Source organism: Mesorhizobium sp. LHD-90, assembly GCF_030929505.1.
Taxonomy (GTDB): Bacteria; Pseudomonadota; Alphaproteobacteria; order Rhizobiales; family Rhizobiaceae; genus Kumtagia.
Window position 1 is genome coordinate 229,135 of the sequence record NZ_JAVFVV010000010.1, and the last position, 25,530, is coordinate 254,664.

Consider the following 25,530-nt stretch of genomic DNA (forward strand, 5'->3'; position numbering starts at 1 on the left):
TCCGAAAATTTCCTATCCGCGGACGGCGCCGAGCGTCAGCCCGCGCACCAGGTGTCGTTGAGCGAGAACTCCCAGCGCGATCGACGGCACCAGGGAGACGATGGCGAGTGCCGCCGCCTCGCCATACTGCGCGCCCTGGAAGCCGATGAAGGCGCGGAACACAGTCGGCAGCGTGAAGGCGGTGCGGCTGGTCAAGAGCAGCGCGAAGAAGAACTCGGTCCAGCAGGCGATGAAGGCGAACACGGCCGCCGCGACGATGCCGGGTGCGGCGAGCGGCACGGCGACGCGCCAGAACGCTTCCCAGCGCGTGCAGCCGTCGACAAGTGCTGCCTCCTCCATGGAGCGCGGCATGCCGCGGAAATAGGCGAACATCATCCAGACCGAGACCGGCAGCGTGAACACCGTGTAGGCGACGATCAGCCCGACATGTGTGTCGTAGAGGCCGACCTGGCGGTAGATGAGAAATACCGGCAGCACGATGCCGATCGGCGGCAGGAAACGCTGCGACAGCACCCAGAAGGAGAGGTGCTGGCCGCCCGTGTTGTATCGCGCCAGGCTATAGGCCATGGTGGTGCCGAGCAGCGCCGAAAGCGCGGTGGCCGACAGCGAGATGATCAGGCTGTTGATCAGCCCCTCCAGCCCTCGATAGGTGAACAGCGCCACCTCGTAGTGCAGCAGGGTCGGCTCCGTCGGAAACCAGACGGGCGGGGTTGCCAGATAGTCGTCGCTGGGTTTCACCGACGTGTTGAACATCCAGTAGAGCGGCCACAGCACGAAGATCAGGAAGAAGCCGAGCAGCACGAAGCGGGCGACCGGGGCGCCACCGCGGCGCGGACGGCGGGCGGAACGGACGGCGGCCATCAGGCGGTCTCCACCTTGAGCAGACGGCGCACGAGCAGCGTCACCACCAGCGCCGTGAAGATCAGGAACAGCCAGCTTCCCGCCGTCGCCTGCGACAGGTGGAACTGCGTGAAGCCGACCGTGTAGAGATAGTAGCTTGCCGTATAGGTGCTGGTGCCCGGCCCGCCGCCGGTCATGATGAAGATCGTGTCGAACATGCGGATGGCGTCGAGCAGCCGGAAGGTGAGCGCCAGTAGCATCATCGGTGCCAGATGCGGCACTGTGATCGCCCAGAACGCCTGCCAGGCGTTGACGCCGTCGAGTTCCGCCGCCTCGTAGAGGTTCGGCGGGATCGAGGTCAGCCCGGCGAGCAGGATGACGAACATGAACGGCGTCCACTGCCAGACGTCGGCGACCACCAGCGAGATGTAGAGCCACGGGCTCTCGGTGAGCCAGCCGATGGTTACCTCCTGCCCGAGCAGCGCGCCGAGAATGTAGTTTGTCGGCCCGAACGGACGTTGCAGCAGCAGCGTCCAGGCCTGGCCGACGATCACCGGGCTGATGAACAGCGGCACGATCAGGATCGACATCACCACGCCGCGGCCTGGAAAACTTCTCACCATGGCGAGCGCCACCGCGAGGCCTAGCACGAACTCGATCGCCACGCTGATGCCCGACAGAAGCGCGGTGAGCAGTAGCGACCAGCGCGCCACCGGATCGAAGACGACGCGTTCGAAATTCTTCAGGCCGACGAAGGCATGGCCGGGCACCTGGAAGTCGTAGTTGATGAACGAGACGACCAGCGAGAACAGCAGCGGATAGATCGACAGCGCCAGGATCAGCAGCACCGCGGGGGCGACCAGCAGCCACTTGAAATGGCGGTCGGCCCAGTTGGCGAAGCTTGAAAGGCGCGGCGGCGCCCCGGCCCCCGTCATGCGCGTAATGGCTGCAGTCTGCGGCATCGTCGCTTCTATTCCGTTTCGCCCTTCATGCCCGGCAAGCCGCGCGGCCGGCGCGCTCTTCCGGTCTCAAGCAAAAAAACCGGCCGGCGCCCCCCGACGCCGGCCGGTCCCCCTCACAGCGTGACCGCCAGGCCAAGCTTCTCGACGGTGTTGTCGGCCGTCGCGCCCGGCAGCTTCAGGAACTCCGCGTAGAAGGCCTTTTGGGAATCGACGCCGAGGCGGTCCGTCGTCTCGTCGAACTCCTTGGCCGCGGTCTCCAGCGAAGCCTTCGGGTCGGCGCCCGCCCAGACCGCCGTGCACATGCGGTCGATCGACAGGAAGTAGTCCTGCGCGCCGGGCATGATCGGGTCGAGAAGGCCGACATTGGCCGAGGCGTTCAGGTTGGCGAGATATTCCTTGGCGCTCGGGAACAGGCCGGCATAAAGCTCCGACCTGAAGTGCGACAGGCGATACGGGTCGCGCAGCGCGTAGGGCAGCATGACGCGGGCGAGCGACACCGGCGGCGAGGTCATCCACTGCATGGCCAGGAAGGCGGCGTCCGGGTTCGCCGAATCCGCCGACAGTGCCTTGTTGAAGCCCGTCGCGTGCTCCGGATTGCCGGGAACGACGGCGTAGCCGACCTTGCCGGCGATCTGCGACTGCGGGATGAAGTTGATGGCCGCCGCCGACTGCGAGTAGTTTGCGGCCATGCGCCCGGACGGCGGCCAGGAATAGATCATCGCCACCTTGCCGGTCAGGAACGCCGCCCACAGCGACACCGCGTCGAGTTCGTTGTTGCCGGGGATGGACGCGTTGTTCGCGGCGATCATGTTCTGCAGGGTCTTCACGCCGGCGTCGGAGGCGAGCGCCGCCTTCATGTCGCCGTCGAACAACTGGCCGCCATTGGCGCGGAACTGCTGCAGGAAGTCGAACTGGTTGCCGGGGCTGCCCGCCTTGCGGAAATGGCCGGCGCCATAGACGTTCGGCGCGAGCTGGTCGGTGATGAACTGCGCCACCTGCGCATATTCCTCCCAGGTCTTCGGGGGCTCCAGCTTGGCGTTGAACTTCGCCTTGTAGGCCTCGACCAGCTTCGGATCCTCGAAGATGTCCTTGCGGTAATAGAGGGCGAAGATGTCGCCGTCGTCGAACAGGCCCCAGATCTTGCCCTTGTAGGTTGGCAGCGCCTTGTAGAGCGGATGGTAATCCTCGAGGTCAGCCTTGTTCATGTATTTGGCGATATAGTCGTCGAGCGGCTGGATGACGCCGCCGTCGGCGAGCGAGGGAGTCCACATCGGCGCGACGTCCAGGATGTCGTAGGCGCCGGACGTGGCGATATGTTCGGCCACCGCTTTCGAATAGAGATCCGGCCATGCCAGTTCGACGACGTTGGTCTTGATGCCGGTGAGTTTCTCCAGCATCGGCCCCGAGAAATTGCGCGGATCGAGCGCCTGCAAGCCGGCTTCCGAGGTCATGTTGAGGGTCACGCCGGAATATTGCTTGGCCGCCTCGATCGCGCGGAAGGCCGAGCCGTCTGCCGGGCCCTCGCTCGAGGCCTTCAGCGCGGCGGCCTGCGCCTGGCCGAGGGGGGTCGACGGGTCCGCCAGTTCGCTGGCCTGCTGCGCCAGCGCCCAGTCGGTCATCATGCTGAGCATCGGCCCCGAGGCGGCCAGCAGGCCGGTCATCTGCCCGAACCGGGTGATGAAGGTCCGGCGCGTGCTTTCGCCACGCATGAATGCATCCACCTCGCCGGCCAGGCCGGCCTCGAAGTCGCGTCTCTCTCGATCGTTCATGCCTTTCACTCCTCCCAGGATTGCCGAGCCGTTTCGGCTGCGGCGTTCGCCTCCAACTCGGTCGCGGGCGCTGCGGCCGGTCAATCTCAAGACTTGGCCCGCGGGCCAGCGCCTCAGTTCGTCGCGTTCCCCCTCACTTGCCGAAGCGGCTGGCGTAGTCGGCCAGACGCCGCTTCCACTGCTCGGAAGCCAGAACCTCCCTGTTCACCACGCCCCGCGGCTCGCGCCCATGCATGACGTCGAGCACGGCCTTCACGTCCGCGGCGCCGTTGCCGGCGAAACATTGGTCCGTCCAGCAGAGCGCGTGCGGCGCCAGAATGACGTTGTCGAGTTCCAGGATCGGATCGTCGGCGTCCGGCGGTTCCTGTTCGAGCACGTCGAGGCCCGCGCCGGCGATGCGGTTCTGCTGCAACGCGCTTGTCAGCGCCTTCTGGTCGACGATCGGGCCTCGGGCGGTGTTGATCAGATAGGCCGTCGGCTTCATCAGCGCGATCCGCTCGGCATTGACGATGTGCCTCGTGTCCTCGGTTAGCGGACAGCTCACCGACAGCACGTCGGACCGGCGGAACAGCTCCTCGATGCCGACCAGTTCGATGCCGAGATCCCGCGCCACGCCGGCATCGGCGTAGGGATCGTGCGCGAGGAACTTCATTTCGAACGGTCTTGCCATGCGGAACACTTCCGCACCGATATTGCCGATGCCGAGCGAGCCCAGCGTGCGGCCCACCAGGCCGACGCCCATATGGTTCGACCTCTGCGCGAAGCCCGGCGCGGCCATGCGCGTGAGCCGGTCCTTGGCCATCAGCTTGCCGGTGAGCGCCAGCATCAGCGTTATGACCGAGACCGCCACCGGCCGGCGCACGCCGTCCGGTGTGATGACGAGCGCGATGCCTGCCTCGGTACAGGCCGGAACGTCGACCGTGTCGTAGCCGACGCCGAACCGGGCGACGACGGAGAGACGGCCGCCTTTCGGCACGCTGCCGGCGGTGAACCGGTGCGCAAGCAGGATGAGGGCGTCGAAACCTTCGAGTTGTTCGGCGCTGAGCGGATTGCGCGACTCGAGAAACGCCACTTCGACGCCGGGCGCCTGATAGAGCGGGGCCAGGTCGAAGTCGGAATAGGTCGGCGAGCCGTCGGGCTTCAGGAAATCCCCGGACAGTGCCACCCTGAACGTATCGCCGGCCATCACCGCGCTCCGGCCTTGGCGCAGCCCTCGCGCAGCTTGCCCACCGCGTCCGCGAGCGCCTCATAGAGCAGCCAGATGTCACCCTGGTAGCAGACGAAGTCGAAGCCCTGGTCATGGACTTCGATGCCTTGCTGGACGTTGCCGACCAGCCGGCCGAGCGACTTTCCGTGGCGTTTCGCGGCGGCGACCACCTTGTCCATCGCGGCGGTGAACGTCGGATGCCCGAACTCGCCCGGTATGCCGAGCGACACGGAGAGATCGAAATGGCCGACCCACAGGCAGTCGACACCCTCGGCCGTGGCGATCGAGTCGACATTGTCCACGCCTTCCGCCGTCTCGACCAGCGCGATGAAGGCGGTCCGCCGGTTCGCCGCGGTGAACTTGTCGGCGACGCCGCCCGGCCGATACCGGTCATGCGCGATCTGCAGGGCGACGCCGCGGCCGCCGGCCGGGTGGTATTTCATGGCGCTGACGATGCGGCGCACCTGATCGGCATTGCCGACCATGGGGACGATCAAGCCCTCGACGCCCATGTCCATGGCGCGCGCGATGAAATGGGTGTCATGCGACGGGACACGCACCATGGCCGGAAGGTCGGCGGCCTCGAAATAGCGGATGGCGCTCTTCAAGGTTTCCATGCCGAAGCCGGAATGCTCCATGTCGAAGAAGACGAAGTCGCAGCCGGCGGCCTTCAAGATGTGCCCTATGCCCGGCGTTGCGAATTCGGCGACGAGATGGCCGAGCTTCACCTTGCGGTGCCCCATCATCTCTCGCAAAGCGTTTTCAGCCATTAGTTCGATCCCTCCCTTGGCCCTGCCGCTCCTCCGGCGTCAGCCCATTCCTATCCCTCGCAGACAAGCGCTCCGCGGATGACGTGTTTTTCCCTCACCAGCGGCGCGCTCTCGGCGTCGAAAGCGAGAAAGTGCGGCGTGCGGCAATGCGCGTCGAAGGCGGCCGCGTCGTCGTAGATCTCGTAGAGCAGGATGCGCTCCGCATCGCCCTCCGGCTCGACGACGTCGAAACGGCGGCAGCCCGGTTCGTCGCGCATCGAGGCGTGGGCGTTGGCGTCCATCATCGGACGAAAGGCCGCGCGCGCGCCTGGCACGAGGCGGAAGTCGACGACGATCACGAAGCCGCTCACGCACGTGTCTCCACCACGGTGTTGTAGCGGCGCGCCACATATTCGAGATGGTCGCGCATGGCGCGTTCGGCCCGGTCCGGGTCGCGCGCCGCCACCGCCTCGAAGATCAGCTTGTGCGCCTCGTAGGCGCGCCGGTCCTCGCCGGCCGCCAACGTCGTTCGCCGCTGCTCCAGCAGCCAGTCCGCCAGCGCGGCATGAATGGCCGTGAAGATCGGGTTGCGGGTGATCACCGCCAGCACATAGTGGAAGTCCACGTCGGTCTGCTGGAACCGCTCGAGATCGCCGATCGACTCGCGATTGGCCTCCAGCGCATCCTTCAGTTGGACGATATCGTCGTCGGTCGCGGCCACTGCCGCGTTCCGGGCCAGCCCGACCTCGAAGAACAGGCGCGCGTTCTGGAAGTTCTGGACGCCGCCCGGCGCGCTCATCATGTGGCGGGCCGGGACGGACAGGGCCTCGATGACGAATTGCGGCGTCGGACGGGTTATCCGGGCGCGCTCGCCAGACCGCACCTCGACCAGGCCCATCTTGCTGAGCTGATGCAGGGCCTCGCGGATGGAGGGACGGCCGACGCCGAACTGCCGCATCAGGTCCCGCTCGGAAGGCAGACGGTCGGCTTCGACCAGCTCTCCGCGGCGAATAAGCCGCTCGAGGCGTTCGGCCACCTCTTCCGACAGTTTTCGCTGTTTTAGGGGGAACTCGTCCACCGGCTGGCATACCTATTATACCATTGGACCAGCGTATCGCGGCGGCCCACCGTGTCAAGCCGCTTCACGCCTGAACCGGCGCAATCGCTTGAAGTTTTCCGCTGTTGGGCAGGCCGGCCGCCTGGGGCGTGATTCAACCTTTGTTGCCCCTCACTTGCGATTTCTAACACTTAGCTTCCGCTGACGCCCTTCGGGCTGCTCCAGCTAAGATGTTGAAATCGCTTTCTCTCCCGCAAGGGGAGAGATAGAACGCGCTCCGCCGTTTCCGCCAGTCTCGGACGTGGGCGATTGGCGGCAAGGTCGCGGCAGCGCTTATCTCCCCCTTGCGGGGGAGAAAGCGATTTCAACATCTTAACCGAGCGCCGAGCCCGAAGGGCGAGGGGAAAGCGAGGTTAAGTGTTAGAAATCGCAAGAGAGGGGCTTTGATAGTTTGGATGTCGTTTTTCCCCTACGCCTTGGGCGTGCCTGTCACCATCTGTCAGGATTATTTTCCCACCAGTTATCCCCCTCCCTCCCGGATGGACCGATAATCCTCGTCGCCTTGTGTTGGAAAGGAGGCGGTGGGATGGAAAGAAGTCCGGCTATCGACAAGAACTGGGAGGCGCTGAAGCGCTTGCTGGCCATGCTTGTCGGCATGGCCGAGATGGGCGATGGGGTCACCCTTCCCCGCCATCTCCACCGCGCAATCCTCAAACTGCTGCGTCCGGCCGAATCCGCGGCGCGGCGGCTGATCATCGCGGCAGCGCGCGGTCTCGTCGTGACCCTGCTGCCGGTGCGACCGCGAAAACCGAAACCCAAATCCGTCGAGCCGATCCTGCGCAGCCTCGGCATCGCCGTCACCATGTCGAATGCCGATTTTGCGCGCGCCGAAGCGGCGAAGAAGGCCGCTGCGCTACGCGCCGCCCGTCCGCGCGTCCTAAACCTGTCACTGCTCGATCCGCTCAAAAATCCGTTCCGCATCCACCGCCGCCATGTGCCGGCACGCACCATGCCGCGCATCTCTGGGCTCGATTTCGGCGCGCAGCTCCGTCCACTGCCTTCCCCGCCGTCGCCCGACGATCCGGTCAATGCATCGCGGCTCGCCTTGCGGCTGGAAGCACTGGCTGCCGCACTCGACGATCTGCCCGGACAGGCAAACCGTTTTGCCCGCTGGAAGGCACGCCACGACGCCGCGCGTGCCCGGGACAGGGAAGCCCGAGCCGCACTCGCACAGAACAAACAAGCTGCTGGCGCGGTCCGCTTCCGGCGCATCTCGCCGCTGCGGCGCGGGCGTCCGCCCGGCGGGCGGCTGTCCCGCTACGACCCGACCGCGATCCATCCGCGCAACATCCGCGAGATCGACGAGATTCTTGCACACGCTCACGCGCTGGCCGTCTACGCGCTGGAATCTCCCGACACGTCCTGACGCGGCCAGCCTTGCCGGACTCAAGCGAGAAGGATCAATGGCCACGGCGGATTTTCCGCCGCGCGGCGACGGGGCGTCTTGCGGCCTATTTCTCCACGGCCTCCGGTCCCGCGCCGCACACGATCGCGCAGACGCGGTCGCCCTTTCCGACCTTGACCCGTCCCTGCATGAGCGCGGCGATAGCCGCCGCTCCGCTGAGATCGGCGGCAAGCCCCATCTCGAACCACAGGCTTTTCGCGGCGCGCAGCATCTCGGCATCGTCGACCAGCACGATCTCGTCGACATGGCGGCTGACCGTCTCGAAAATGCGGTCGTCCGTCTTTGCGCACGCCATTGTGGCGACGGATGTCGTGACCTTGTCCAGCGCGACATTCCTGCCGGCTTCGAGCGAGCGCAAAAGCACCGGCGACCCCTCCGCCTCGATGCCGATCACCCGCACCTGCGGCGCGAGCGCCTTGACGGCGGTCGCCACGCCGCTGATCAGCCCGCCGCCGCCCATGGCGACAAGCACGGTCGTCACGTCCGGCATCTGTTCCAGGATTTCGAGGCCGACGGTTCCCTGGCCGGCGACAACGGCGGGGTCGGCGAAGGGATGGAAATAGACCGCGCCGGTTTCGCGTACGAATGCCTGCGCGGCTTCGTTCGATTCGTGCCATGCCGAACCGACGATGCGCGTCGCGGCGCCCCAAGCCTCCAGCTTGGCGATTTTCGCCGGCGATGCGTTGGAGGGCAGGAAGATCGTCGTCGCCACACCCGCCATATGCCCCGCGCGCGCCGTCGCTATGCCGTGGTTTCCGCCCGACGCGGTGACGATGCCGCGCTGCAACTCGGCCTTGTCGGTGGTCAGCAGGCGGTTGGTCGCTCCGCGCGCCTTGAACGACCCGGTGACCTGCAAGAGTTCCAGCTTGAGCTTCACCTCGGCGTCGGCGATGGGGGCCTTCAGGTTGGCGGCGGCGATCATCGGCGTATGCCGCACGTTGCCGTCGATGCGGGCCGCGGCGGCGCGGATATGGTCGAGCGTGATCACCTCAGGTCTCCATCGTATCGGGCAGCAACCGTGACGCAGCAATTGCCGCACTCGACACGGCCGGGCTGACGGTTTCCGTACACGATTCCGTCCGCCGCATAACGAAGCGTTTCCGGCTCACGCGACGGATCGCCGAGATTGTGGATGCGCCCGGCCTCCTGTCCGGCGCGAACCAGCGTGCCGAGCGCGTGGAACGGCTCGAACACGCCATTCGTCGTCGCCAGCACGTAGCCGTCATGGCCGGGGATGCGCAGGATGTTCTCCGGCTTTGCCTGCGGCGGCTTGTCCGTGGGCGGCAGGACGCCGAGATGGGCGAGCACATTGCGCACGCCGCGCCGGCAGATGCCGAGCGCTTCGAGAGAGACGGTGCCGGCTCCCGCCATCTCCGTGCCGACCGTCGTGAGTCCGGCCCGAACCGACGTGGCGGTGGAGGTGCGGGGCTCGCCCAGATTGTCGATCACCACGGTCAGCGGGGCGTCGAAGGCCAGCGCCGCGGCGATGTTGCGCTTGCGATGTCCGGGGTCCGGCGCCGGCTCGATGATGGCGCTCGGCAGGATGTTGAGCGACGAGCCGCCGGAATGGAGATCGATATAGGCGTCGCCCAGAGGCATGATGACATTCGTCACATAGGCGGAGATCTGCTGGGTGATGGTGCCGTTTGTGTCGCCCGGAAACGTCCGGTTGAGGTTGAGCCCGTCGACCGGTGAGGTGCGCCGGCCCGCGAGCACCGCGGGCACGTTGACCGCCGGCAGGAAAATGATGCGGCCGTTGACCAGGCCGGGGTCGAGTTCCCGGATGAGTTCGCCGAGCGTGATCGGTCCCTCATACTCGTCGCCATGGTTGCCGGCCTGCAGGATCACTGTCGGGCCGTCACCATTCTTCACGACGGCGAGCGGGATGCGCGTCGCCCCCCAGGCGTCTTCATGCGGCGAATGCGGAATGTCGACGAAGCCGATCTGCTTGCCGGAGCGGTCGAAATCGATGGCGGTGCGGGCGGTGGACATGCGGACCGTGCTTCTTGTGTGGAAAGGCTGGGAGTGGTGGCAGGGCTGGCCCCGCCACCGCTCGTTCAGTCAGATGTTCGGGAAGTTGGGCGGCAGGGGCGTGCCGATCCATTTGGCCGAGAGCGCCGACAGCGAACCATCGAGCACGCCGAGGTGGATATAGGTGTCGAGCCAGCGCAGCAGTTCCGGGCTCCCCTGCTGGATGCCGATGTAGCAGGGCGAGAACTGAAGGATAAATTTCGGCTTCAACTGGATCTTCGGATCCTTATCCATCATGTCCTTGGCGACCACGTCGGCGGTGGCGAGCAGTTGCGCCTGGCCGGAGGTGAAGGCGGCTGCGGCCGTAGCGTCGTCGTCGAAGCGCAGGATCTTGGCGTTGGGCGCGGCCTTGGTCAGTTCGAGGTCCTGCGTCGTGCCGCGCGCCACGGCGATGGTCTGGTCGGTCAGCTCGGACGGCGACGATACGGCGATGCTGTCCGGGCCGAAGACGCCGATCGAAAGCGCCGCATAGGGCGAGGTGAAGGCGATCTGCAGGGCGCGTTCGGGCGTGGCACCCATGGCGGCGATGACGATGTCCAGCCGGTCGGTGGCGAGGTACGGCACGCGGTTGGCGCCAGTGATCTGCTGCATCTCCAGTGTGACGCCGAGCGCCTTGGCGATGTTGTTGGCCATGTCGACGTCGAGGCCGACCGGCTGATTGCTGGCGTCGACTGACCCGAAGGGGGGCACGTCGACAGGCACGCCGATGCGGACTTTCCCCGCGGAGACGATCTCCTGCAGGTCGGCCGCCCCGGCCGGAATCACGGAAACCGCGCTGGCCACGAACGCGGCCAGGACTATCCTGGATAGATGCTTCAACATGGAACTTCCCCTGTGGATGGTTGCACTTCTTTTCGAGGCTAGTGAAGGACGGCGTTCAGGAAGCTCCTGAGTTCGGCCGTACGCGGCTCGAGCAGGATCTCGCGTGCCGGGCCATCCTCGTGGATGCGGCCCTCATGCATGAAGATCACCCGGTCGGCGACGTTCTTTGCAAAGTTCATCTCGTGTGTGACGAGCATCATCGTCATGCCCTCGCCGGCGACGCCCTCGAGCACGCGCAGCACCTCGCCCACGAGTTCGGGGTCGAGCGCCGAGGTGATCTCGTCGAAAAGCATCAGCGTCGGCTGCATGGCCAGCGAGCGGGCAATGGCGACGCGCTGCTGCTGACCGCCCGAAAGCTCGTCGGGATAGGCCAGGAGCTTGTCCGCCAGCCCGACCCTGGCGACCACCTGCCGCGCTACTTCCCGCGCGGCGGACGGCTCCATCTTGCGCACAAGCTTGAGCGCCAGCGTCACATTGCGTTCCACCGTCAGGTGCGGAAACAGGTTGTAGCTCTGGAACACCATGCCGGCGCGCTGCCTGAGCAGGTTGAGGTCGGCCCCCGGCGCAGTGACATGGATGCCATCGACCACGATACGGCCGGACTGCACCTTTTCCAGGCCGTTGACGCAGCGCAGCAGCGTGGACTTGCCCGATCCGGAACGCCCGATGACCGCGACGATCTCGCCTTTTTCGAGGGCGAGCGACACGCCCTTCAGTACCTCGACCGCGCCAAACCGCTTGTGGATGTCGGTGATCTCAATGAGCGGCATGGAGTCTCCTTTCCAGCATGTGACTGAGCTGGGAGAGGGAAAAGCAGATGACGAAATAGATTGCCGCCGCGGTGAGATAGACGGGCAGGGGGGCGAAGGTCGCCCCGCTGATGATCTGGCTGGCCCGAGTCAGTTCGACAAAGCCGATCAGCGCGGTGAGAGAGGTGTTCTTGACCAGTTGCACCAGGAATCCGACCGTTGGCGCCACGCTGATGCGGACAGCCTGCGGCAGCACCACGTAGAAAAGCCGCTGCGCATAAGTGAGGCCGAGCGACGCGCCGGCTTCCCACTGCCGTGGCGACACCGACTGCAGGCTGCCGCGCCAGATCTCGCCGAAGAAGGCGGAGGCGTAGATCGACAGCGACAGCGCCGCCGCCGTCCAGGCGTCGACCGACAGGCCGAACAGCGGCAGGCCGAAGAAGAAGACGAACAACTGGCCGAGCAGCGGCGTGCCCTGGATCAGGTTGATGTAGCCGATCGCGAGCCAGTTCGCCGGCCGGAACTGCACGACGCGCAGGACGGCCACGACGATCCCGAGCAGGCCGCCGCCGATCATCGCGACCAGTGCGAGCAGGACGGTCCAGCGCGTCGCCAACAGCAGATAGGCGATGTCGGCTTCGCTGAATTCGCGGATCATCGGCGCGGTCTCCTGACGAAGACGGCCCAATAGACCGCCGAGAAGAAGGCGCGGAAGCCGAGCGTGAGCACCAGGTAGGAAAGCGTGATCAGCGTGTAGGCCTCGAACGACCGGTAGGTGCGCGAATCGATGAAGGCGGCCTGATGGAACAGCTCGGTGACGCCGATCGACGAGACCACGCAGGTGGCCAGCATGATCAGCACGAACTGGCTTGCCAGCGCCGGGTATATGGCCTTGATCGCCTGGAACATCACCACATGGCGGAAGGTCTGGCTCGCCGTCAGGCCAAGCGACCGGCCGGCCTCGATCTGGCTGCGGCGCACCGATTCGAAACCGGCCCGCAGGATTTCGGCGCCATATGCCCCCATGTTGATGGACAGCGCGATCAACGCCGCGGTGTTGGCATCCAGCCTGATGCCGATCGAGGGAAACCCGAAGAAGACGATGAAAAGCTGCACCAGCAGCGGCGTGTTGCGGATAGCCTCGACATAGATGCGCGCCGGCACGCGCAGTGCCTTGAGCGGGCTGCCGGCGGCCATGGCGACCACAAGCCCGATGACGAGGCCGCAGATCATGGTAACGATCGACAGTTGCAGCGTCAGCAGGACGCCCTGGACGATCTCGTCCTGATAGCGAAGGAGAGCTCCAAATTTGAAGTTGTAGCTCATGAATGCAGAACCCCCTTCTGCAATCGACCGGAAATCGCTAATTCTGTATCCAGTTTGTTGGACCCTACGCTATCGTCGCTTTATATGTGGCGTCAAGCGTCATCCATGAAGCGAGCGAAATGAGCGACGACAGACTGAGCTATAGCGCCCCGGCCCTCGAAAAAGGGCTCGACATACTGGAACTGCTGGCCGGCGCCGGGCATCCGATGGGGACCCGCCAGATCGCCGAGGAACTGGGGCGATCCAAGAACGAAATATTCCGCATGGTGCATGTCCTGCTTGGGCGCGGCTACATCCAGCGCGACGAGAGCGGCGAGGGGCTGATGCTCTCCAACAAGCTGTTCGGGCTCGGCATGCAGACGGCGCGCGCCCGCGATCTCGTCAGCATAGCGGCGCCGATCGTCGAGCGCTTCGCCGAGGAAGTGCATCAGGCCGCGCACCTCGTCGTCGCGCATCGCGGCGAGACGGTGATCATCGCAGCCGCCTCGGGGGGCGCCGACATGAACTTTTCGCTGAAGCTCGGCTACCGCCGGCCTTTGGCGGACGCGCATTCCGGCCTGGTGCTGATGGCGTTCCAGCCGAAGGCGGTGCGCGAGCGCATGATCACCGAATGCCTGATGCTGATGCGCGAGCCGCCCGACCCGACCGCGCTCGCGGCGGAACTGGAGGAGGTGCGCGGACGAGGTGCCATCATCCATGAGAGCCGCGACATCATCGGCGTCACCGACGTCGTCTGCCCCATCCTTGTCGGCGACGGCCGCGCGGTCGCATGCGTCACGGTCGCCGCCGTCAGCCGGCGCAGTTCCCCGCCCAATTTCGAGGCAATGCTGGCACGGCTCAAACTCGCCTGCACGGAGATCGCCACCGAACTCGGCGGCTGAGCCGCCGCCGGAGGGCAGCTCGGGCGTTCAGCCGACGACGATCAGATCGCGCGGGAAACGGCCGAGACGCTCGGCTCCCGTCGGCGTCACCAGCACGGTGTCGATGATGCGCGCGCCCAGCCCTTCCGCGCCGATGAACACCGGCGGCTCTACGGTCACCACCATGCCGGCCTCGAGGACGTACGGACTATCGCCGATCATATGCAGCGGCTCGGCCCAGCTTGGCGGGAAGCCGGGGGCCAGGCCGTAGCCGGAAAGATGCACGCGGTAGCGTTCGAGACCGGCCTCGCCGATGACGGCGCGTGCCGCCTCATGCGGCAGTGTCGCCGGCACGCCGTCGCCGATGGCCGCGATCATCGCATCGGAGGCGCGGCGCACCACATCGTAGAGTTCGATCATGCGCGGCGTCGGTTGCCCCACCGCGAACTGACGGCCGATGGTCGCCGTGTAGCGCCGGTACGTCGCCCCGAATTCGATGCTGCCATAGTCGCCGCGCCGCAGAATCCGCTCGGTCGGCGCGCCGTGGCTGTAGGCCGAACGCGGCCCCGACACGAGATTGATCGGGCTGGCGGCGATGCCGCTGCCGCTCGAAAGCAGTGTTTCATAGACGCCGCCGGCCAGCGCCAGTTCGGTCACACCGGCAGCGAGATCGCGCGTAAAACGTTCCATGCCGAGATCCGCGATCGCGGCGGCGTGGCGGATGCAGTCAAGTTCGGCCGGTGATTTTACCAGCTTCAGCCTGGGGATGAGGTCGGTGGTTTCCGCGACCAGCGTCTCGCCTAGTACATCGCGGAGCGCGAGATAGTGGTGCGGGTGCAGATAGAAGGCGGGCACCTCCAGGCCGACTCGTTTGCCCAGCAGGCCGTGGCGTCGCGCCAGTGCGGCAAAAGCCAGGATGGGGTCTTCGTTTTCGCCGCCGCCGAAACCATGCACTTCGTCGGCCAGCGAGTCGGTTTCGAACTCGTGCTTTTCGCCGTGTCGCGTCAGTACGACCAGAGGCTCGTCTTTTGCGCCGACCAGCAGGCACTGAAACTCCTGGTAGCTCTTTGCATCGCTGCCGGTGAGCCAATGGATGGAAACCGGATGCACGGCCACCAGCCAATCAAGCTCCCGCGCGCGCATTTCCGCCCGAACCCGCACCAGTCGTCCGGCGAACTCCTCGGTCGTGAAATCGCTTCTGGACATCAGTCAGGCGACACGGCCAGGGCTTCGATCTCGATCAGCAGACCCTCGAAGGCGAAGCCGGCGACGCGTATCGCGGTTACCGCTGGCCCCGGTTCCGGATAGAACTCGCGCTGCACCCTCGCGATCACCGCGCGCGTCGCCTCGATCTCGGCCCAGTCGCCTTCGGCGTGATAATAGATGTAGAGCTTCGCCACATGGCTTTCGTCGAGGCCGCCCTCAGCAAGCGTGCTGCGGATGAAGTTGAAAACGTTGCGGGTCTGCGTCTCCATGTCGTCACCGACGGCGCGCGCCTTGTCGTCGGCCGAGATCTGGCCGCCGATGAAGCCGAGCCTGCCGATCTTCCAGCCTTGCGTGAACTGGGTGTTCGGAATGCTCCAATCCCAGTGGTTTTCCGGTTGCAGGCGCTGCTTGTCGTCACCCAGCACGCCGATGCCCTCGACCTGGATGAGTTCGTCGGTATCGCCCATGCCCTGGATGCGCAGTCCGGCGCCGGCGGCAGACGGCACCGACATATAGCGCCGCCGGACATTGGTCATCTTCTCCCAATAGTTTGTGACTTCGCGGCCTTCGCCGAAGAAGCGGAAATAGGTGTTCTGGCGCATCAGGCTGTTGCGGTCGCCGCCGCCGGCCCTGAGCATGGTGTCGAGGTTGCGGAACGCCTCGTCGGTCTGGATCTCGATGTCGTCGAGGCCCAGGATCTTGCCGTCCCGGTCGAGCGAACGCTGGCCGCCGATGAACAGCATGTCGCCGACCTTCCAGCCCTGGACGAAGGGGAGTTCCTTTCTCCAGCGCCAGTGGCCCGGTGGATCGAGGCGTTCGCGCTTGCCGCCGACCACGGCCCAGGCGTCGACCATCAGCAGGGCGCCCTGCCTGTCGAGACCGCAGCGGATTTCCGTCGTCGTCGGGCCGGGCGCCGTGAAATACCGGGTGCGCACGGCATCGAGATCGTCGAGAAAATGCGACACCGCGGCCTGGCCGTCACCGCAGGTGAAGTAGATGTTGTGCTTCACCACGTCGGCGAGGCCTGCGCCCGCCTGTCGCAACACGGCCTCCAGCCGCTGGAAAATCAGGCGGGCCTGCGTGGCGACGTCTTCTCCGGCGATGTTTCCACTTTGGTCTATCGCCATCAGGCCGCCGACGAAGATCAGGTCCCCCGCCCGGACGGCTTGCGGGGCTCCACCATGAGCGCCGCCGGTCACTCGCTTTTCCATAAGCCCTCCCATTGCATTTTTATGGCTTACTTACCTGTAAGTCAGGAACTCGTCAAATTCTGGGGATGCGTGGGTTCGCCGGCCGGATGCCGGCGAGAAATGATTATACTGGCCGTCATGGGCGAGACGCATACACGGCAGGCGATCAAGGATACCGCGCTGGAATTGCTGGTGCGCCATGGCTATCGCGGCGTCAGTTTCGGCGACATCGCGGCGACGCTCGGCACAACGCGCGCCAACATCCACTATCATTTCGGCAACAAGCAGACACTGGTGGAAGAGGTGCTGCGGAACTACGTCGACATCACGCTCGCGGCCCTGCGTCAAATCTGGTCCGCGCAAGACACCCCTCTTGGCGCCAAGGTGGAGGCGATGGTCGACTATAGCCGGGCACGCTATCTGCATTTCAATCCGGACGGGCAGGGCGGCTCGTGGAGCCTGATCTCCCGCCTGCGGCAGGATGCCGATCTGCTCAGCCCGCAAGGCCGTCGAACCGTGGATCATTTCGGCAGCGAACTGTCGGCGATCTTCGCCGGCGCACTGTCGGCCGCCAGCCAGCGCGGCGAACTCGGCGCGAACGTCGATGCCAACGACGCCGCCTTGCTTCTCGCTGCGATTGCCGACAATGCCGCGCCGATCACACTTGCGGAAGGCGGCTTCGAACGCCTGGAGGCGATCTACAGGAGCATCCAGGGCCTGATCGAGCGGCGAACCACTTGAGCTTGCCACCGATCGCCGATACCGCTCGAAAATCGTTCACCCGGAACGCGGCGGCGCTGCCGCTGTCGAGCCTGACAGCAAATTTCAATTTTTGCGCCCTGCACGGCAGCAGAATTCTCCGGCCAAGCGGCCAGGATGGAACGGATTGCCTTGGATATCGATGATGATCGATCCATATATCGGGAACGTCCGATATGAGGATTGAATGGATCGCGATGTCATCCTGAAAGCACTGGCGCACCCGGTCCGGCGCGACGTGCTGGCCTGGCTGAAGGAGCCGGAAAAGCATTTCGCCGCCCAGGAGCACCCGCTCGAGATGGGCGTCTGCGCCAGCCAGTTCGAGCGCTGCGGCCTGGCGCAATCCAGCGTTTCGGCGCATCTCGCCACATTGGCTTCTGCCGGCCTCGTCACCACGCGGCGGGTTGGCCAATGGGTGTTCTACAAACGCAACGAAGAAACCATCGCCGCTTTCCGCGCCGCCCTGTCCGATCTCTGACCATCCTCCCCCGCTCCCAACGCTTGAAAGGTATTTTTCGTGGCCACGCTTTTCGATCCCATTAAAGTCGGCGACCTCACGCTGTCGAACCGCATCGTCATGGCGCCGCTGACGCGCAACCGCTCGCCCGATGCGGTGCCTGGCGATCTTGCCGTCACCTATTACGGGCAGCGTGCCAGTGCCGGCCTCATCGTGACGGAGGCCACCGCCATCAGCCATCAGGGCCAGGGTTATGCCGACGTGCCAGGCCTCTATGGAGCCGACCAGCTCGCCGGCTGGAAGCGCGTGACCGACGCGGTCCATGCGGCCGGCGGCAAGATCGTGGTGCAACTCTGGCATGTCGGGCGCATCTCGCACGACACGCTGCAGCCCGGCGGCGGCAGGCCCGTGGCGCCTTCCGCAATAAGGGCGAAATCCAAGACGTTTCTGGTCAAGCCGGACGGCAGCGGTGAGTTCGCCGACACGTCCGAGCCGCGCGCGCTCGATGCGGGCGAAATCCCCGGCATCGTCGATGATTTCCGCCGCGCCGCGAAAGCGGCGATCGAGGTAGCCGGCTTCGACGGCGTCGAGATCCACGGCGCCAACGGTTATCTGGTCGACCAGTTCCTGCGCTCGGGCACCAACCGTCGCACGGACGACTATGGCGGCTCGATCGAGAACCGGTCGCGCTTCCTGTTCGAGGTGGTCGACGCGGTAACGGCAGCCGTCGGCGCCGGCCGCACCGGCATCAGGCTGTCGCCGGTCACCCCCGCCAACGACGCATCGGATGCCGATCCGCAGCCGCTTTTCAACCATGTGGCGGCGGGCCTCGGCAGTCGCGGCCTGGCTTACGTCCATATCGTCGAAGGGGCGACGGGCGGCGCGCGGGACTTCCTGCAGGGGGACAAGCCCTTCGACTATGCGGAACTCAAGGCAGCTTATCGTGACGCCGGCGGTCGTGGCGCCTGGCTGGTCAACAACGGCTACGACAAGGAAATGACGGAAAAGGCCGTGGCGGATGGCTATGCGGACCTGGTGGCGTTCGGCAAGCTGTTCATCGCCAATCCCGACCTGGTCAGCCGGCTGAAGCGCAATTCCGAGCTGAACACGCCGGACAAGGCGACCTTCTATGGCGGCGGCGCGAAGGGTTATACCGACTATCCGACAGCGGCATAGTCGGCATTTTCCGGCGGATGGCGCGGCAGCCGGCGAGGCGTGCCATCCGCGCCGTCGTGCCCGACACATCGCCGGCATCAAGCCGCGGTCAGGCCGCTATTCCGTCGCGGAGGTTTCGTAGGCCATCACGCCAGCCTGATCTACGCCGACAAGGCTGACGTCGTAACCCCACAGACGCCGAATGTGGCGCAGGGTGGCATCACGGCTGCTTTCCACCAGCACCACACCATCCTGCAGCGTATGCTGCAGGCGCAATTGCCGATCGCCGAGAAGATCGACATCGATCACCTGGATGTCGGGCCGGTTGGCGCCGACGTCCAGGCTGCGGGCGAGTGCGGCCCGTATCTTGTTGTAGCCGCGCTCGTCGTGAATCGAGGCTACGCGGTAATGGCTCTCCTTCGCATCGTCGGCCAGGACGAACAGCCGAAATTTCCGCATCAGCGCCGGACTGAGATATTGCAGCACGAACGACTCGTCGCGATGGTTGGCCCAGGCGTCGAGCAGCGTCGCCCGCCAGTCGCCGTTGCCGGCGATATCGGGGAACCAGTCGCGATCTTCCGAGGTGGGGTCGGTACAGATGCGCTGGATGTCCTGCATCATCGCGAAGCCCAGGGCATAGGGGTTGAGGGACGAGAAGCGAGGGTCGTCGAAGGAGGGCTGGAACACGACGTTGGAGTGGCTCTGCAGGATTTCCAGCATCGCGCCTTCGTTTATCCTGCCCCGGTCAAACAGCGTGTTCATGATCGTGTAGTGCACGAAGGTGGCGCAGCCCTCGTTCATCACCTTGGTCTGGCGCTGCGGATAGAAGTATTGCGCTATGACGCGCACGATGCGCAGGATTTCGCGCTGCCACGCCTCAAGCACGAGGCTGTTCTTCTCCAGGAAATAAAGCAGGTTCTCTTCGGGGAGGTTGAGCTTCTTCTTGCGCTCCTGCGCGTCGCGTTCGTCGTCGCCGGCATCCCGACCGTCCTTGGACGGCGGCAGGGTGCGCCACAGATCGCTGAAGACGCGCTCCTCATAGTCCAGCCGGTCGCGGATCCGTTCGCGCTCCTTCAGGGAAGACAGTCGGGGCGGGCGGCGGTAGCGGAACACCGCCTGTTCCATCAGCGCGTGGGCGGCGTCGAGGATCTCCTCGACGGCTGCGAGGCCGTGCTTTTCCTCACAGCGGGCGATGTAGGCCTTGGCGAACTCCATGTAGTCGAGGATGGCGGCCGCGTCCGTCCACTGCCGGAACAGGTAGTTGTTCTTGAAGAAATGGTTGTGGCCGAAGGCGGCGTGTGCGGTGACCAGGGCCTGCATGGCCATGGTGTTCTCTTCCATCAGATAGCTGATGCAAGGGTCAGAATTGATCACCAGCTCATAGGCCAGGCCCATGCGGCCCTTGCGGTAAAGCTGCTGCTCCTGGACGAAATGCTTGCCGAACGACCAATGGCGATACATCAGCGGCATGCCGATCGACGAATAGGCGTCGAGCATCTGCTCCGACGAGATGATCTCCATCTGATTGGGGTACACATCGAGATGGAGGTCTTCGAGCGCCACAGCCTCGATGGCGTCATAGGTTCGCGACAGCGTCTTGAAATTCCAGTCCGAGCCTTCGAACAGCAAGCCTGGCCTCGTGGCGCCCTCGCTTGTGGTCCGCTGCCATCCGGTTGCTTTCATTTGGCCGGCTGCCTGGAGAAAAGTTGCTTGAACACCGGGAAGATGTCTGCCGGCTTAGCGATCCGCGTCATCTGAAAGTTGGGCCACTTCTGGCTGACGAGGCGATATGCACGCCACAGCGCAGTGCCGTTGTCGACCGAGCGAAAGATGTGGCTCTCGCGCTCGTCGATGATCTCGACATAAGCGTAATACTGACAGAGCTTTATCAATTCGTCGTTTAGGAGCCCGACGCAGTAATCGGAGTCCGTGGCGTCGTTGTCTCCGTCGGATGCCTGGGCTGCGTAGATGTTCCAGCGGCTGCTGGAATAGCGCTCGTGGATGATACGGCGCATCTCGCCCAACGCGGTGGACACGACGGTGCCGCCGCTTTGTGTGCTGTAGAAGAACGTTTCCTCATCCACCTCCCGCGCTTCGTGGGTGTGGCGGATGAAAACCACGTCGGTCCGCTCGTAGCGTCGCTTCAGGAAGAGGTGGAGCAGCACGAAAAAGCGTTTGGCCAGATCCTTCTCGCGCTCGCCCATAGAGGCGGAAACGTCCATGAGGCAAAACATGACCGCATTGGCGCTGGGAATGGGTTGTGGCTCAAAGCGGTTGAAGCGGATGTCGACGGGATCGACATAACCCACAAGCTTGCGCCGGCGCGCCAGCTTGTCGAGTTCGACCCGCAATGTCTCGATGCGCTTAGCGGTTTCCGGATCGGGATCCGGCTTCGCCCCGAGCGCGTCGATCTCGGCGGCGATCGCGTCCAGTTCCGCCTGTTTTGGCCGCCTGAGCGCGAGGCGACGGCCGAAGCTGTTGCGCATGCTGCGTCCGACATTGATATTTGTCGGAGCCCCCGTCACCGCGTAGCCGGCGCGGCGGGGCCGGAAGGACACCACTTCCTTGAGGTCGAGCTTGACCAGGTCGGGCAACTCAAGATCCTCGAAGAACAGGTCCAGAAATTCCTCCCGTGATAGTGCGAAGCGAAAGTCGTCCTCCGTTTCATCGCGGCCTGCCGAACCGCGGTCGGAATTTCCGCTTCCGCCCGATGGTTTCGGCACACGGTCACCCGCCGAGAATTCCTTGTTGCCGGGCAGCACATGCTCCCGCCGGCCCGAACCGCCGGCGACCCGGAAGCTCGGCTCGCCGGTACCCCGCACCGGCACCGGCACCGCATGCTGGCCATCGACATCCGCAATCTTGCCGGCCTTGATCTGTTCGTTGACGGCGCGCTTGAGTTCTTCGCGCGCCCGGCCCAGGAACCGCTGGCGGTTGCCAAGGCTCTTGTCTTTCGGGTTCAGACGGCGATCGATGAAGTTCGGCATTCTGCGATCCGCTCTCCGACGTTCGTCTCAGGGCGTGCCGATATCCAGGTCCAAGGTACATGAGTACCCAAGCCGCGAAAACCCCGCAATCTGCACCGCGCCTTGAGCTGAATATCAGAAGACACTAACCGGCCTTGTTGACCCGCATATACCATTCGACCAACCGCCGGACCTGCCGCTCCGTGTAACCGCGCTCGGTCATCCGCTGGACGAACTCGGTGTGCTGCTTCTCCGTGGTGCTGTCTTTCTTGGACCCGAAGCTGATCACGGGCAGCAGGTCCTCGACCTGGCCGAACATGCGCTTCTCGATCACCTCGCGCAGCTTTTCGTAACTCGTCCATGACGGGTTGCGGCCATTGTTCTTGGCGCGGGCGCGCAAGGTGAATTTCACCACCTCGTTGCGGAAATCCTTGGGATTGGCGATGCCGGCCGGTTTTTCGATCTGCGACAATTCGCGGTCGATCACTTCACGATTGAGGATCTGCCCCGTATCGGGGTCCTTGAAGTCCTGATCCTCGATCCAGGCGTCCGCATAGGCGATGTAGCGGTCGAACAGGTTCTGCCCGTATTCGCTGTAGGATTCGAGATAGGCCTTCTGGATTTCATGGCCGATAAACTCGGCGTAACGGGTCGCCAGTTCGGACTTGATGAAATCGAGGAACCGCGCCTCGACCTCCGGCGCAAACTGCTCGCGTCGTATCGCCTGCTCCATAACATACATCAGATGCACAGGATCGGCGGCCACCTCCTTGGTGTCGTAGTTGAAGGTCTGCGACAGAACCTTGAAGGCAAATCGGGTGCTGACGCCGGTCATGCCTTCGTCGACGCCCGCGGCGTCACGATACTCCTGCACGGATTTCGCCTTGGGATCGACGTCCTTGAGGTTCTCGCCGTCATAGACCCGCATCTTGGTGTAGAGAGGCGAGTTCTCGTGGATCGCGAGCCGCGTCGACACGGTGAAGCGGCTCAGGATTTCCAGCACCTCCGGCGCGCAGGGGCTGTTGGTCAGCTCGCTCTCACGCAGCAGCTTCTCGTAGATTAGGCGCTCTTCCGTCACGCGCAGGCAATACGGCACCTTGACCACGAGGATGCGGTCGAGAAATGCCTCGTTGTTCTTGTTGTTCTTGAATTGCAGCCACTCGGATTCGTTTGAGTGTGCAAGGACGATGCCTTGGTAGGGGAACGCGCCGAAATTCTCGGTGCCGTTGTAGCTTCCCTCCTGGGTGGCCGTCAGCAAGGGGTGCAGAACCTTGATCGGCGCCTTGAACATTTCGACGAATTCCAGCAGCCCCTGCGTCGTCCGGTTCAGCCCGCCGCTGAACGAATAGGCGTCCGGATCGGACTGGCTGAAATGTTCGAGCTGGCGGATATCGACCTTGCCGACAAGCGCGGAGACGTCCTGATTGTTTTCGTCGCCAGGCTCGGTCTTGGCGATGCCGATCTGACGAAGCCGCGACGGCGTCAGCTTGACCACGCTGAATTTTGAAATGTCGCCGCCGAGTTCATCGAGCCGCTTGGACGCCCACGGCGAGATGAGGCCGTTCAGCCGGCGGCGCGCAATGCCATATTTGTCCTCCAGGAGGTCGGCCATGCGCTCGGGATGGAAGAGCCCGAGTGGTGATTCGAAGACCGGGCTGACCTGGTCGCCGACCTTCAAGGTGTAGATCGGCTGCTGTTCCATCAGCTTCTTCAGCCGTTCGGCTAGCGACGACTTGCCGCCTCCGACCGGCCCCAGCAAATAGAGGATCTGCTTGCGCTCCTCCAGGCCTTGGGCGGCATAGCGAAAATAGCCGACGATCCGCTCGACCGTCTCTTCCATCCCGTAGAAGTCGGCGAAAGCCGGATAGATCTTGACCGTCCTGTTGGAGAAAATACGGCCAAGACGAGCATCGGCGCTGGTATCGATCAAGGCCGGCTCGCCTATGGCCTCGACCATCCTTTCGGCCGCCGTGGCATACATCGACGGATTCTCGCGACAGGCGAGGAGATACTGCTGAAGGCTGATCTCCTCCCGCTTCTCGCTGCCGTAGATTTCCGAAAAGAGACGGAAGACGTCAGACTCGTGCGATTGCATTTTGACCTCGCTAAAGGGGAATCGAACGGAATGCTGGTTGGCGACAGTGGAACGCCTGGGAAGGGTATTCGGAGAACCGGGCGAAACTGGCGGGGCGCGTGGTCCGAGCCTCCGGCTCGCTTCGGGTTACCGAACAGGTCCGTCGAACGGTCCTTGTGGTCATCATCAAGCCTTCCGCCTGCGATCCCTTCTCTACCTATATAGGTATGATACCGGCAGTTGACACCGACGCCGACAAGTGCCGTCGCTCTTTCCCCTACTTTCATGCATTGCGGAATCAGCCCGTCCGGCGAAGCGCACGCGAACGTGATGATCGCGCCGACGTTCATCCACGGTTTGTGTGCGGGAAGGCCGGTTGCGAAGAACGCCTCACCGACCTGAACAATCACCTTGTCGTGCAGTTTGAGCGACTAGCCAACGAGGAACTGACGACCGCGCAGATCGCTGTCTGAGCAAACCGCGCGGCCGTAACAACCTTATGCAACCGCAGAGAGAGATTTCGGATTCCGGATTGGTGACGGATGACAAGACAGACTCCCGATGGTCTTAACCAAAGGGAGAAGTCAAATGGCAACCTTTACAGGCACCAACGACGCCGAAATCCTTCCCAGTCTGCTCCTCGGTCCAGTTCAAGCCACCGGGAACGACTTCGTCGATGCTCTTGGCGGAAACGACATCGCGATTGGCTGGTCAGGAGACGACGTGGTTCGTGGAGGCTCCGGCGCCGACGTGATCATCGGCGGACTTCTCAACGTGGCCGGGGTGATCACTGCGTCGGGCGACGACACCGCCGACTACACGAACTCCGCCGCCGGCGTGACGATCGATCTCTCGACGATCGTCAACCTTGTCCTGCCCATCCTGGGACTCAATGTCCAACTTACCGGGGCTTCTCAAGGCTTCGGCGGGGACGCCCAGGGCGACTACCTCGTCGGGATCAACAATCTGCGAGGTTCGAACACCCACGACACCCTGACTGGCAGCGCGAATGCGGCGAATACGTTGGAAGGCCAGGGAGGCAACGACATCCTGCACGATGGCGGCGTCGGCGTTGCGGACACGCTGATCGGAGGCGACGGCAACGATACCTACCTCGTCTACAATACCGGGGACGTCGTCATCGAGAGCGCTAGCGGCGGAACCGACCGCGTCTCCGCCGGCGTCGACTACAAGCTCGGAATCGGCGCCAACGTCGAACTCCTCAACACGACATCCCTGCGCGCAACCTACGCGATGAACCTGACGGGCAACGAGATCGCTCAGTCGATACGCGGCAACGACGGTGCAAACGTGATTGACGGAGGGCGCGGAAACGACATGTTGTACGGCATGGGCGGGCAAGATACGTTCCGCTTCTCGACCGCGCTCGGCACCGGCAACGTCGATCGGATTGTTGATTTCAGAGTTGTGGATGACCAGATCGAGCTGGACGGAGCGATCTTCACCACGCTGGACCTCGGGGCGCTGGATGCCGCGAGGTTCAAGGACAACGCCTCCGCGCCGAGAGATGCCGACGACAGGATAATCTACAACTCCGATACCGGTTCGCTGTTCTACGACGCCGACGGCGTCGGCGGGACCGCAGCGGTGAAAATCGCGACGCTGACACCGGGGCTCGGTCTCAGCGCCGCCGACTTCACCGTGATCTGACCTGGCCACTCGTCCGCATGATCGAGCAGGGGATCGCGGTCAGCTTCTCCCTTCGTCGCGGCCGCGGTCACCGGAGCCCGCCACTCAGGTGGCGGGCTCAGACTGCTGACAAACCCCGTCATTTTTGGCGGGGTTTTGTTTTACGCGTTTGAGTACGCTGGAGATTTCGTCGTCGGGATGTTTTGGCTGGAGGGTGCCGGTCGGTTGCGTGGCCG

Annotated in this window: 25 protein-coding genes; 7 read left to right on the top strand and 18 right to left on the bottom strand. The window is 64.3% G+C overall.

Going from position 1 to position 25,530, the window contains the following annotated elements; translation table 11 throughout:
• Positions 1-12 precede the first annotated feature (12 nt).
• The 7 genes from RB623_RS16325 to nanR all read right to left on the bottom strand — a co-directional run bounded on the left by RB623_RS16325 (position 13) and on the right by nanR (position 6,605).
• Complete coding sequence (locus RB623_RS16325) at positions 13-861, bottom strand: carbohydrate ABC transporter permease (RefSeq protein ID WP_308057952.1); 849 nt, start codon at positions 859-861, stop codon at positions 13-15.
• A complete protein-coding gene (locus RB623_RS16330) occupies positions 861-1,802 on the bottom strand; it encodes a sugar ABC transporter permease (protein WP_308057953.1) in 942 nt (313 codons plus the stop codon). Before RB623_RS16330 ends, RB623_RS16325 begins: the two co-directional genes overlap by 1 nt.
• Positions 1,803-1,915: 113 nt before the next feature.
• Complete coding sequence (locus RB623_RS16335; protein ID WP_308057954.1) at positions 1,916-3,571, bottom strand: extracellular solute-binding protein; 1,656 nt, start codon at positions 3,569-3,571, stop codon at positions 1,916-1,918.
• A gap of 133 nt (positions 3,572-3,704) precedes the next feature.
• Positions 3,705-4,757 carry an NAD(P)-dependent oxidoreductase gene (locus tag RB623_RS16340; RefSeq protein ID WP_308057955.1) on the bottom strand — a complete coding sequence of 351 codons (1,053 nt, stop codon included), beginning with the start codon at positions 4,755-4,757 and terminating at the stop codon, positions 3,705-3,707.
• Positions 4,757-5,548, bottom strand: coding sequence for an aldolase/citrate lyase family protein (locus RB623_RS16345; RefSeq protein ID WP_308057956.1), 792 nt, complete (start codon positions 5,546-5,548; stop codon positions 4,757-4,759). Before RB623_RS16345 ends, RB623_RS16340 begins: the two co-directional genes overlap by 1 nt.
• 50 nt (positions 5,549-5,598) lie before the next feature.
• Positions 5,599-5,898 (bottom strand): putative quinol monooxygenase, encoded by a 300-nt coding sequence (locus RB623_RS16350; protein ID WP_308057957.1) that lies wholly within the window; start codon positions 5,896-5,898, stop codon positions 5,599-5,601.
• Positions 5,895-6,605: a transcriptional regulator NanR gene (gene nanR, locus RB623_RS16355; RefSeq protein ID WP_308057958.1), complete on the bottom strand. Its 711-nt coding sequence runs from the start codon at positions 6,603-6,605 to the stop codon at positions 5,895-5,897. The genes RB623_RS16350 and nanR overlap by 4 nt, the downstream gene beginning before the upstream one ends.
• A 565-nt stretch (positions 6,606-7,170) precedes the next feature.
• Here nanR and RB623_RS16360 point away from each other — a divergent pair.
• On the top strand, positions 7,171-8,010 hold the full coding sequence (locus tag RB623_RS16360; RefSeq protein ID WP_308057959.1) for a hypothetical protein: 840 nt from the start codon (positions 7,171-7,173) through the stop codon (positions 8,008-8,010).
• Between the two features lie 85 nt (positions 8,011-8,095).
• Here the strand turns inward: RB623_RS16360 and RB623_RS16365 are convergent, their stop codons facing one another.
• The 6 genes from RB623_RS16365 to RB623_RS16390 all read right to left on the bottom strand — a co-directional run bounded on the left by RB623_RS16365 (position 8,096) and on the right by RB623_RS16390 (position 12,977).
• On the bottom strand, positions 8,096-9,037 hold the full coding sequence (locus tag RB623_RS16365) for a threonine/serine dehydratase (RefSeq protein ID WP_308057960.1): 942 nt from the start codon (positions 9,035-9,037) through the stop codon (positions 8,096-8,098).
• Complete coding sequence (locus RB623_RS16370; RefSeq protein ID WP_308057961.1) at positions 9,034-10,041, bottom strand: succinylglutamate desuccinylase/aspartoacylase family protein; 1,008 nt, start codon at positions 10,039-10,041, stop codon at positions 9,034-9,036. Before RB623_RS16370 ends, RB623_RS16365 begins: the two co-directional genes overlap by 4 nt.
• Positions 10,042-10,110: 69 nt before the next feature.
• Positions 10,111-10,902, bottom strand: a complete 792-nt coding sequence (locus tag RB623_RS16375) for a transporter substrate-binding domain-containing protein (RefSeq protein ID WP_308057962.1) — start codon at positions 10,900-10,902, stop codon at positions 10,111-10,113.
• Between the two features lie 38 nt (positions 10,903-10,940).
• Positions 10,941-11,672, bottom strand: coding sequence for an amino acid ABC transporter ATP-binding protein (locus tag RB623_RS16380; RefSeq protein WP_308057963.1), 732 nt, complete (start codon positions 11,670-11,672; stop codon positions 10,941-10,943).
• Entirely contained in the window at positions 11,659-12,306 is a 648-nt protein-coding gene (locus RB623_RS16385) for an amino acid ABC transporter permease (RefSeq protein WP_308057993.1), read from the bottom strand. Before RB623_RS16385 ends, RB623_RS16380 begins: the two co-directional genes overlap by 14 nt.
• Complete coding sequence (locus RB623_RS16390; protein WP_308057964.1) at positions 12,306-12,977, bottom strand: amino acid ABC transporter permease; 672 nt, start codon at positions 12,975-12,977, stop codon at positions 12,306-12,308. The genes RB623_RS16385 and RB623_RS16390 overlap by 1 nt, the downstream gene beginning before the upstream one ends.
• Positions 12,978-13,096: 119 nt before the next feature.
• Here RB623_RS16390 and RB623_RS16395 point away from each other — a divergent pair, with 119 nt between their 5' ends.
• A complete protein-coding gene (locus tag RB623_RS16395; RefSeq protein ID WP_308057965.1) occupies positions 13,097-13,858 on the top strand; it encodes an IclR family transcriptional regulator in 762 nt (253 codons plus the stop codon).
• A 27-nt stretch (positions 13,859-13,885) separates the two neighbouring features.
• On the opposite strand, the gene RB623_RS16400 is transcribed toward RB623_RS16395, so the two are convergent.
• Together RB623_RS16400 and RB623_RS16405 are read right to left on the bottom strand one after the other, a co-directional pair.
• The gene (locus RB623_RS16400; protein WP_308057966.1) at positions 13,886-15,043 is read right to left on the bottom strand and encodes a Xaa-Pro peptidase family protein; all 1,158 of its coding nucleotides are present in this window, start codon (positions 15,041-15,043) and stop codon (positions 13,886-13,888) included.
• Entirely contained in the window at positions 15,043-16,254 is a 1,212-nt protein-coding gene (locus tag RB623_RS16405; protein ID WP_308057967.1) for a Rid family hydrolase, read from the bottom strand. Before RB623_RS16405 ends, RB623_RS16400 begins: the two co-directional genes overlap by 1 nt.
• Positions 16,255-16,353: 99 nt before the next feature.
• Here RB623_RS16405 and RB623_RS16410 point away from each other — a divergent pair, with 99 nt between their 5' ends.
• From RB623_RS16410 to RB623_RS16420, 3 genes are all read left to right on the top strand, one after another.
• Positions 16,354-16,974 carry a TetR/AcrR family transcriptional regulator gene (locus RB623_RS16410; protein ID WP_308057968.1) on the top strand — a complete coding sequence of 207 codons (621 nt, stop codon included), beginning with the start codon at positions 16,354-16,356 and terminating at the stop codon, positions 16,972-16,974.
• Between the two features lie 205 nt (positions 16,975-17,179).
• Entirely contained in the window at positions 17,180-17,470 is a 291-nt protein-coding gene (locus tag RB623_RS16415; RefSeq protein WP_308057969.1) for a metalloregulator ArsR/SmtB family transcription factor, read from the top strand.
• A 39-nt stretch (positions 17,471-17,509) separates the two neighbouring features.
• Positions 17,510-18,625 (top strand): alkene reductase, encoded by a 1,116-nt coding sequence (locus RB623_RS16420; RefSeq protein WP_308057970.1) that lies wholly within the window; start codon positions 17,510-17,512, stop codon positions 18,623-18,625.
• A 96-nt stretch (positions 18,626-18,721) separates the two neighbouring features.
• On the opposite strand, the gene RB623_RS16425 is transcribed toward RB623_RS16420, so the two are convergent.
• The 3 genes from RB623_RS16425 to RB623_RS16435 all read right to left on the bottom strand — a co-directional run bounded on the left by RB623_RS16425 (position 18,722) and on the right by RB623_RS16435 (position 23,665).
• Positions 18,722-20,287, bottom strand: a complete 1,566-nt coding sequence (locus RB623_RS16425; RefSeq protein ID WP_308057971.1) for a SpoVR family protein — start codon at positions 20,285-20,287, stop codon at positions 18,722-18,724.
• A complete protein-coding gene (locus RB623_RS16430; RefSeq protein ID WP_308057972.1) occupies positions 20,284-21,591 on the bottom strand; it encodes a YeaH/YhbH family protein in 1,308 nt (435 codons plus the stop codon). Before RB623_RS16430 ends, RB623_RS16425 begins: the two co-directional genes overlap by 4 nt.
• Before the next feature lie 124 nt (positions 21,592-21,715).
• The gene (locus RB623_RS16435) at positions 21,716-23,665 is read right to left on the bottom strand and encodes a PrkA family serine protein kinase (protein WP_308057973.1); all 1,950 of its coding nucleotides are present in this window, start codon (positions 23,663-23,665) and stop codon (positions 21,716-21,718) included.
• A gap of 155 nt (positions 23,666-23,820) precedes the next feature.
• On the opposite strand from RB623_RS16435, the gene RB623_RS16440 reads away from it, so the two are divergent.
• A complete protein-coding gene (locus tag RB623_RS16440; RefSeq protein WP_308057974.1) occupies positions 23,821-24,117 on the top strand; it encodes a hypothetical protein in 297 nt (98 codons plus the stop codon).
• Positions 24,118-24,232: 115 nt separating this feature from the next.
• Entirely contained in the window at positions 24,233-25,315 is a 1,083-nt protein-coding gene (locus RB623_RS16445; RefSeq protein WP_308057975.1) for a calcium-binding protein, read from the top strand.
• Positions 25,316-25,530 lie beyond the last annotated feature (215 nt).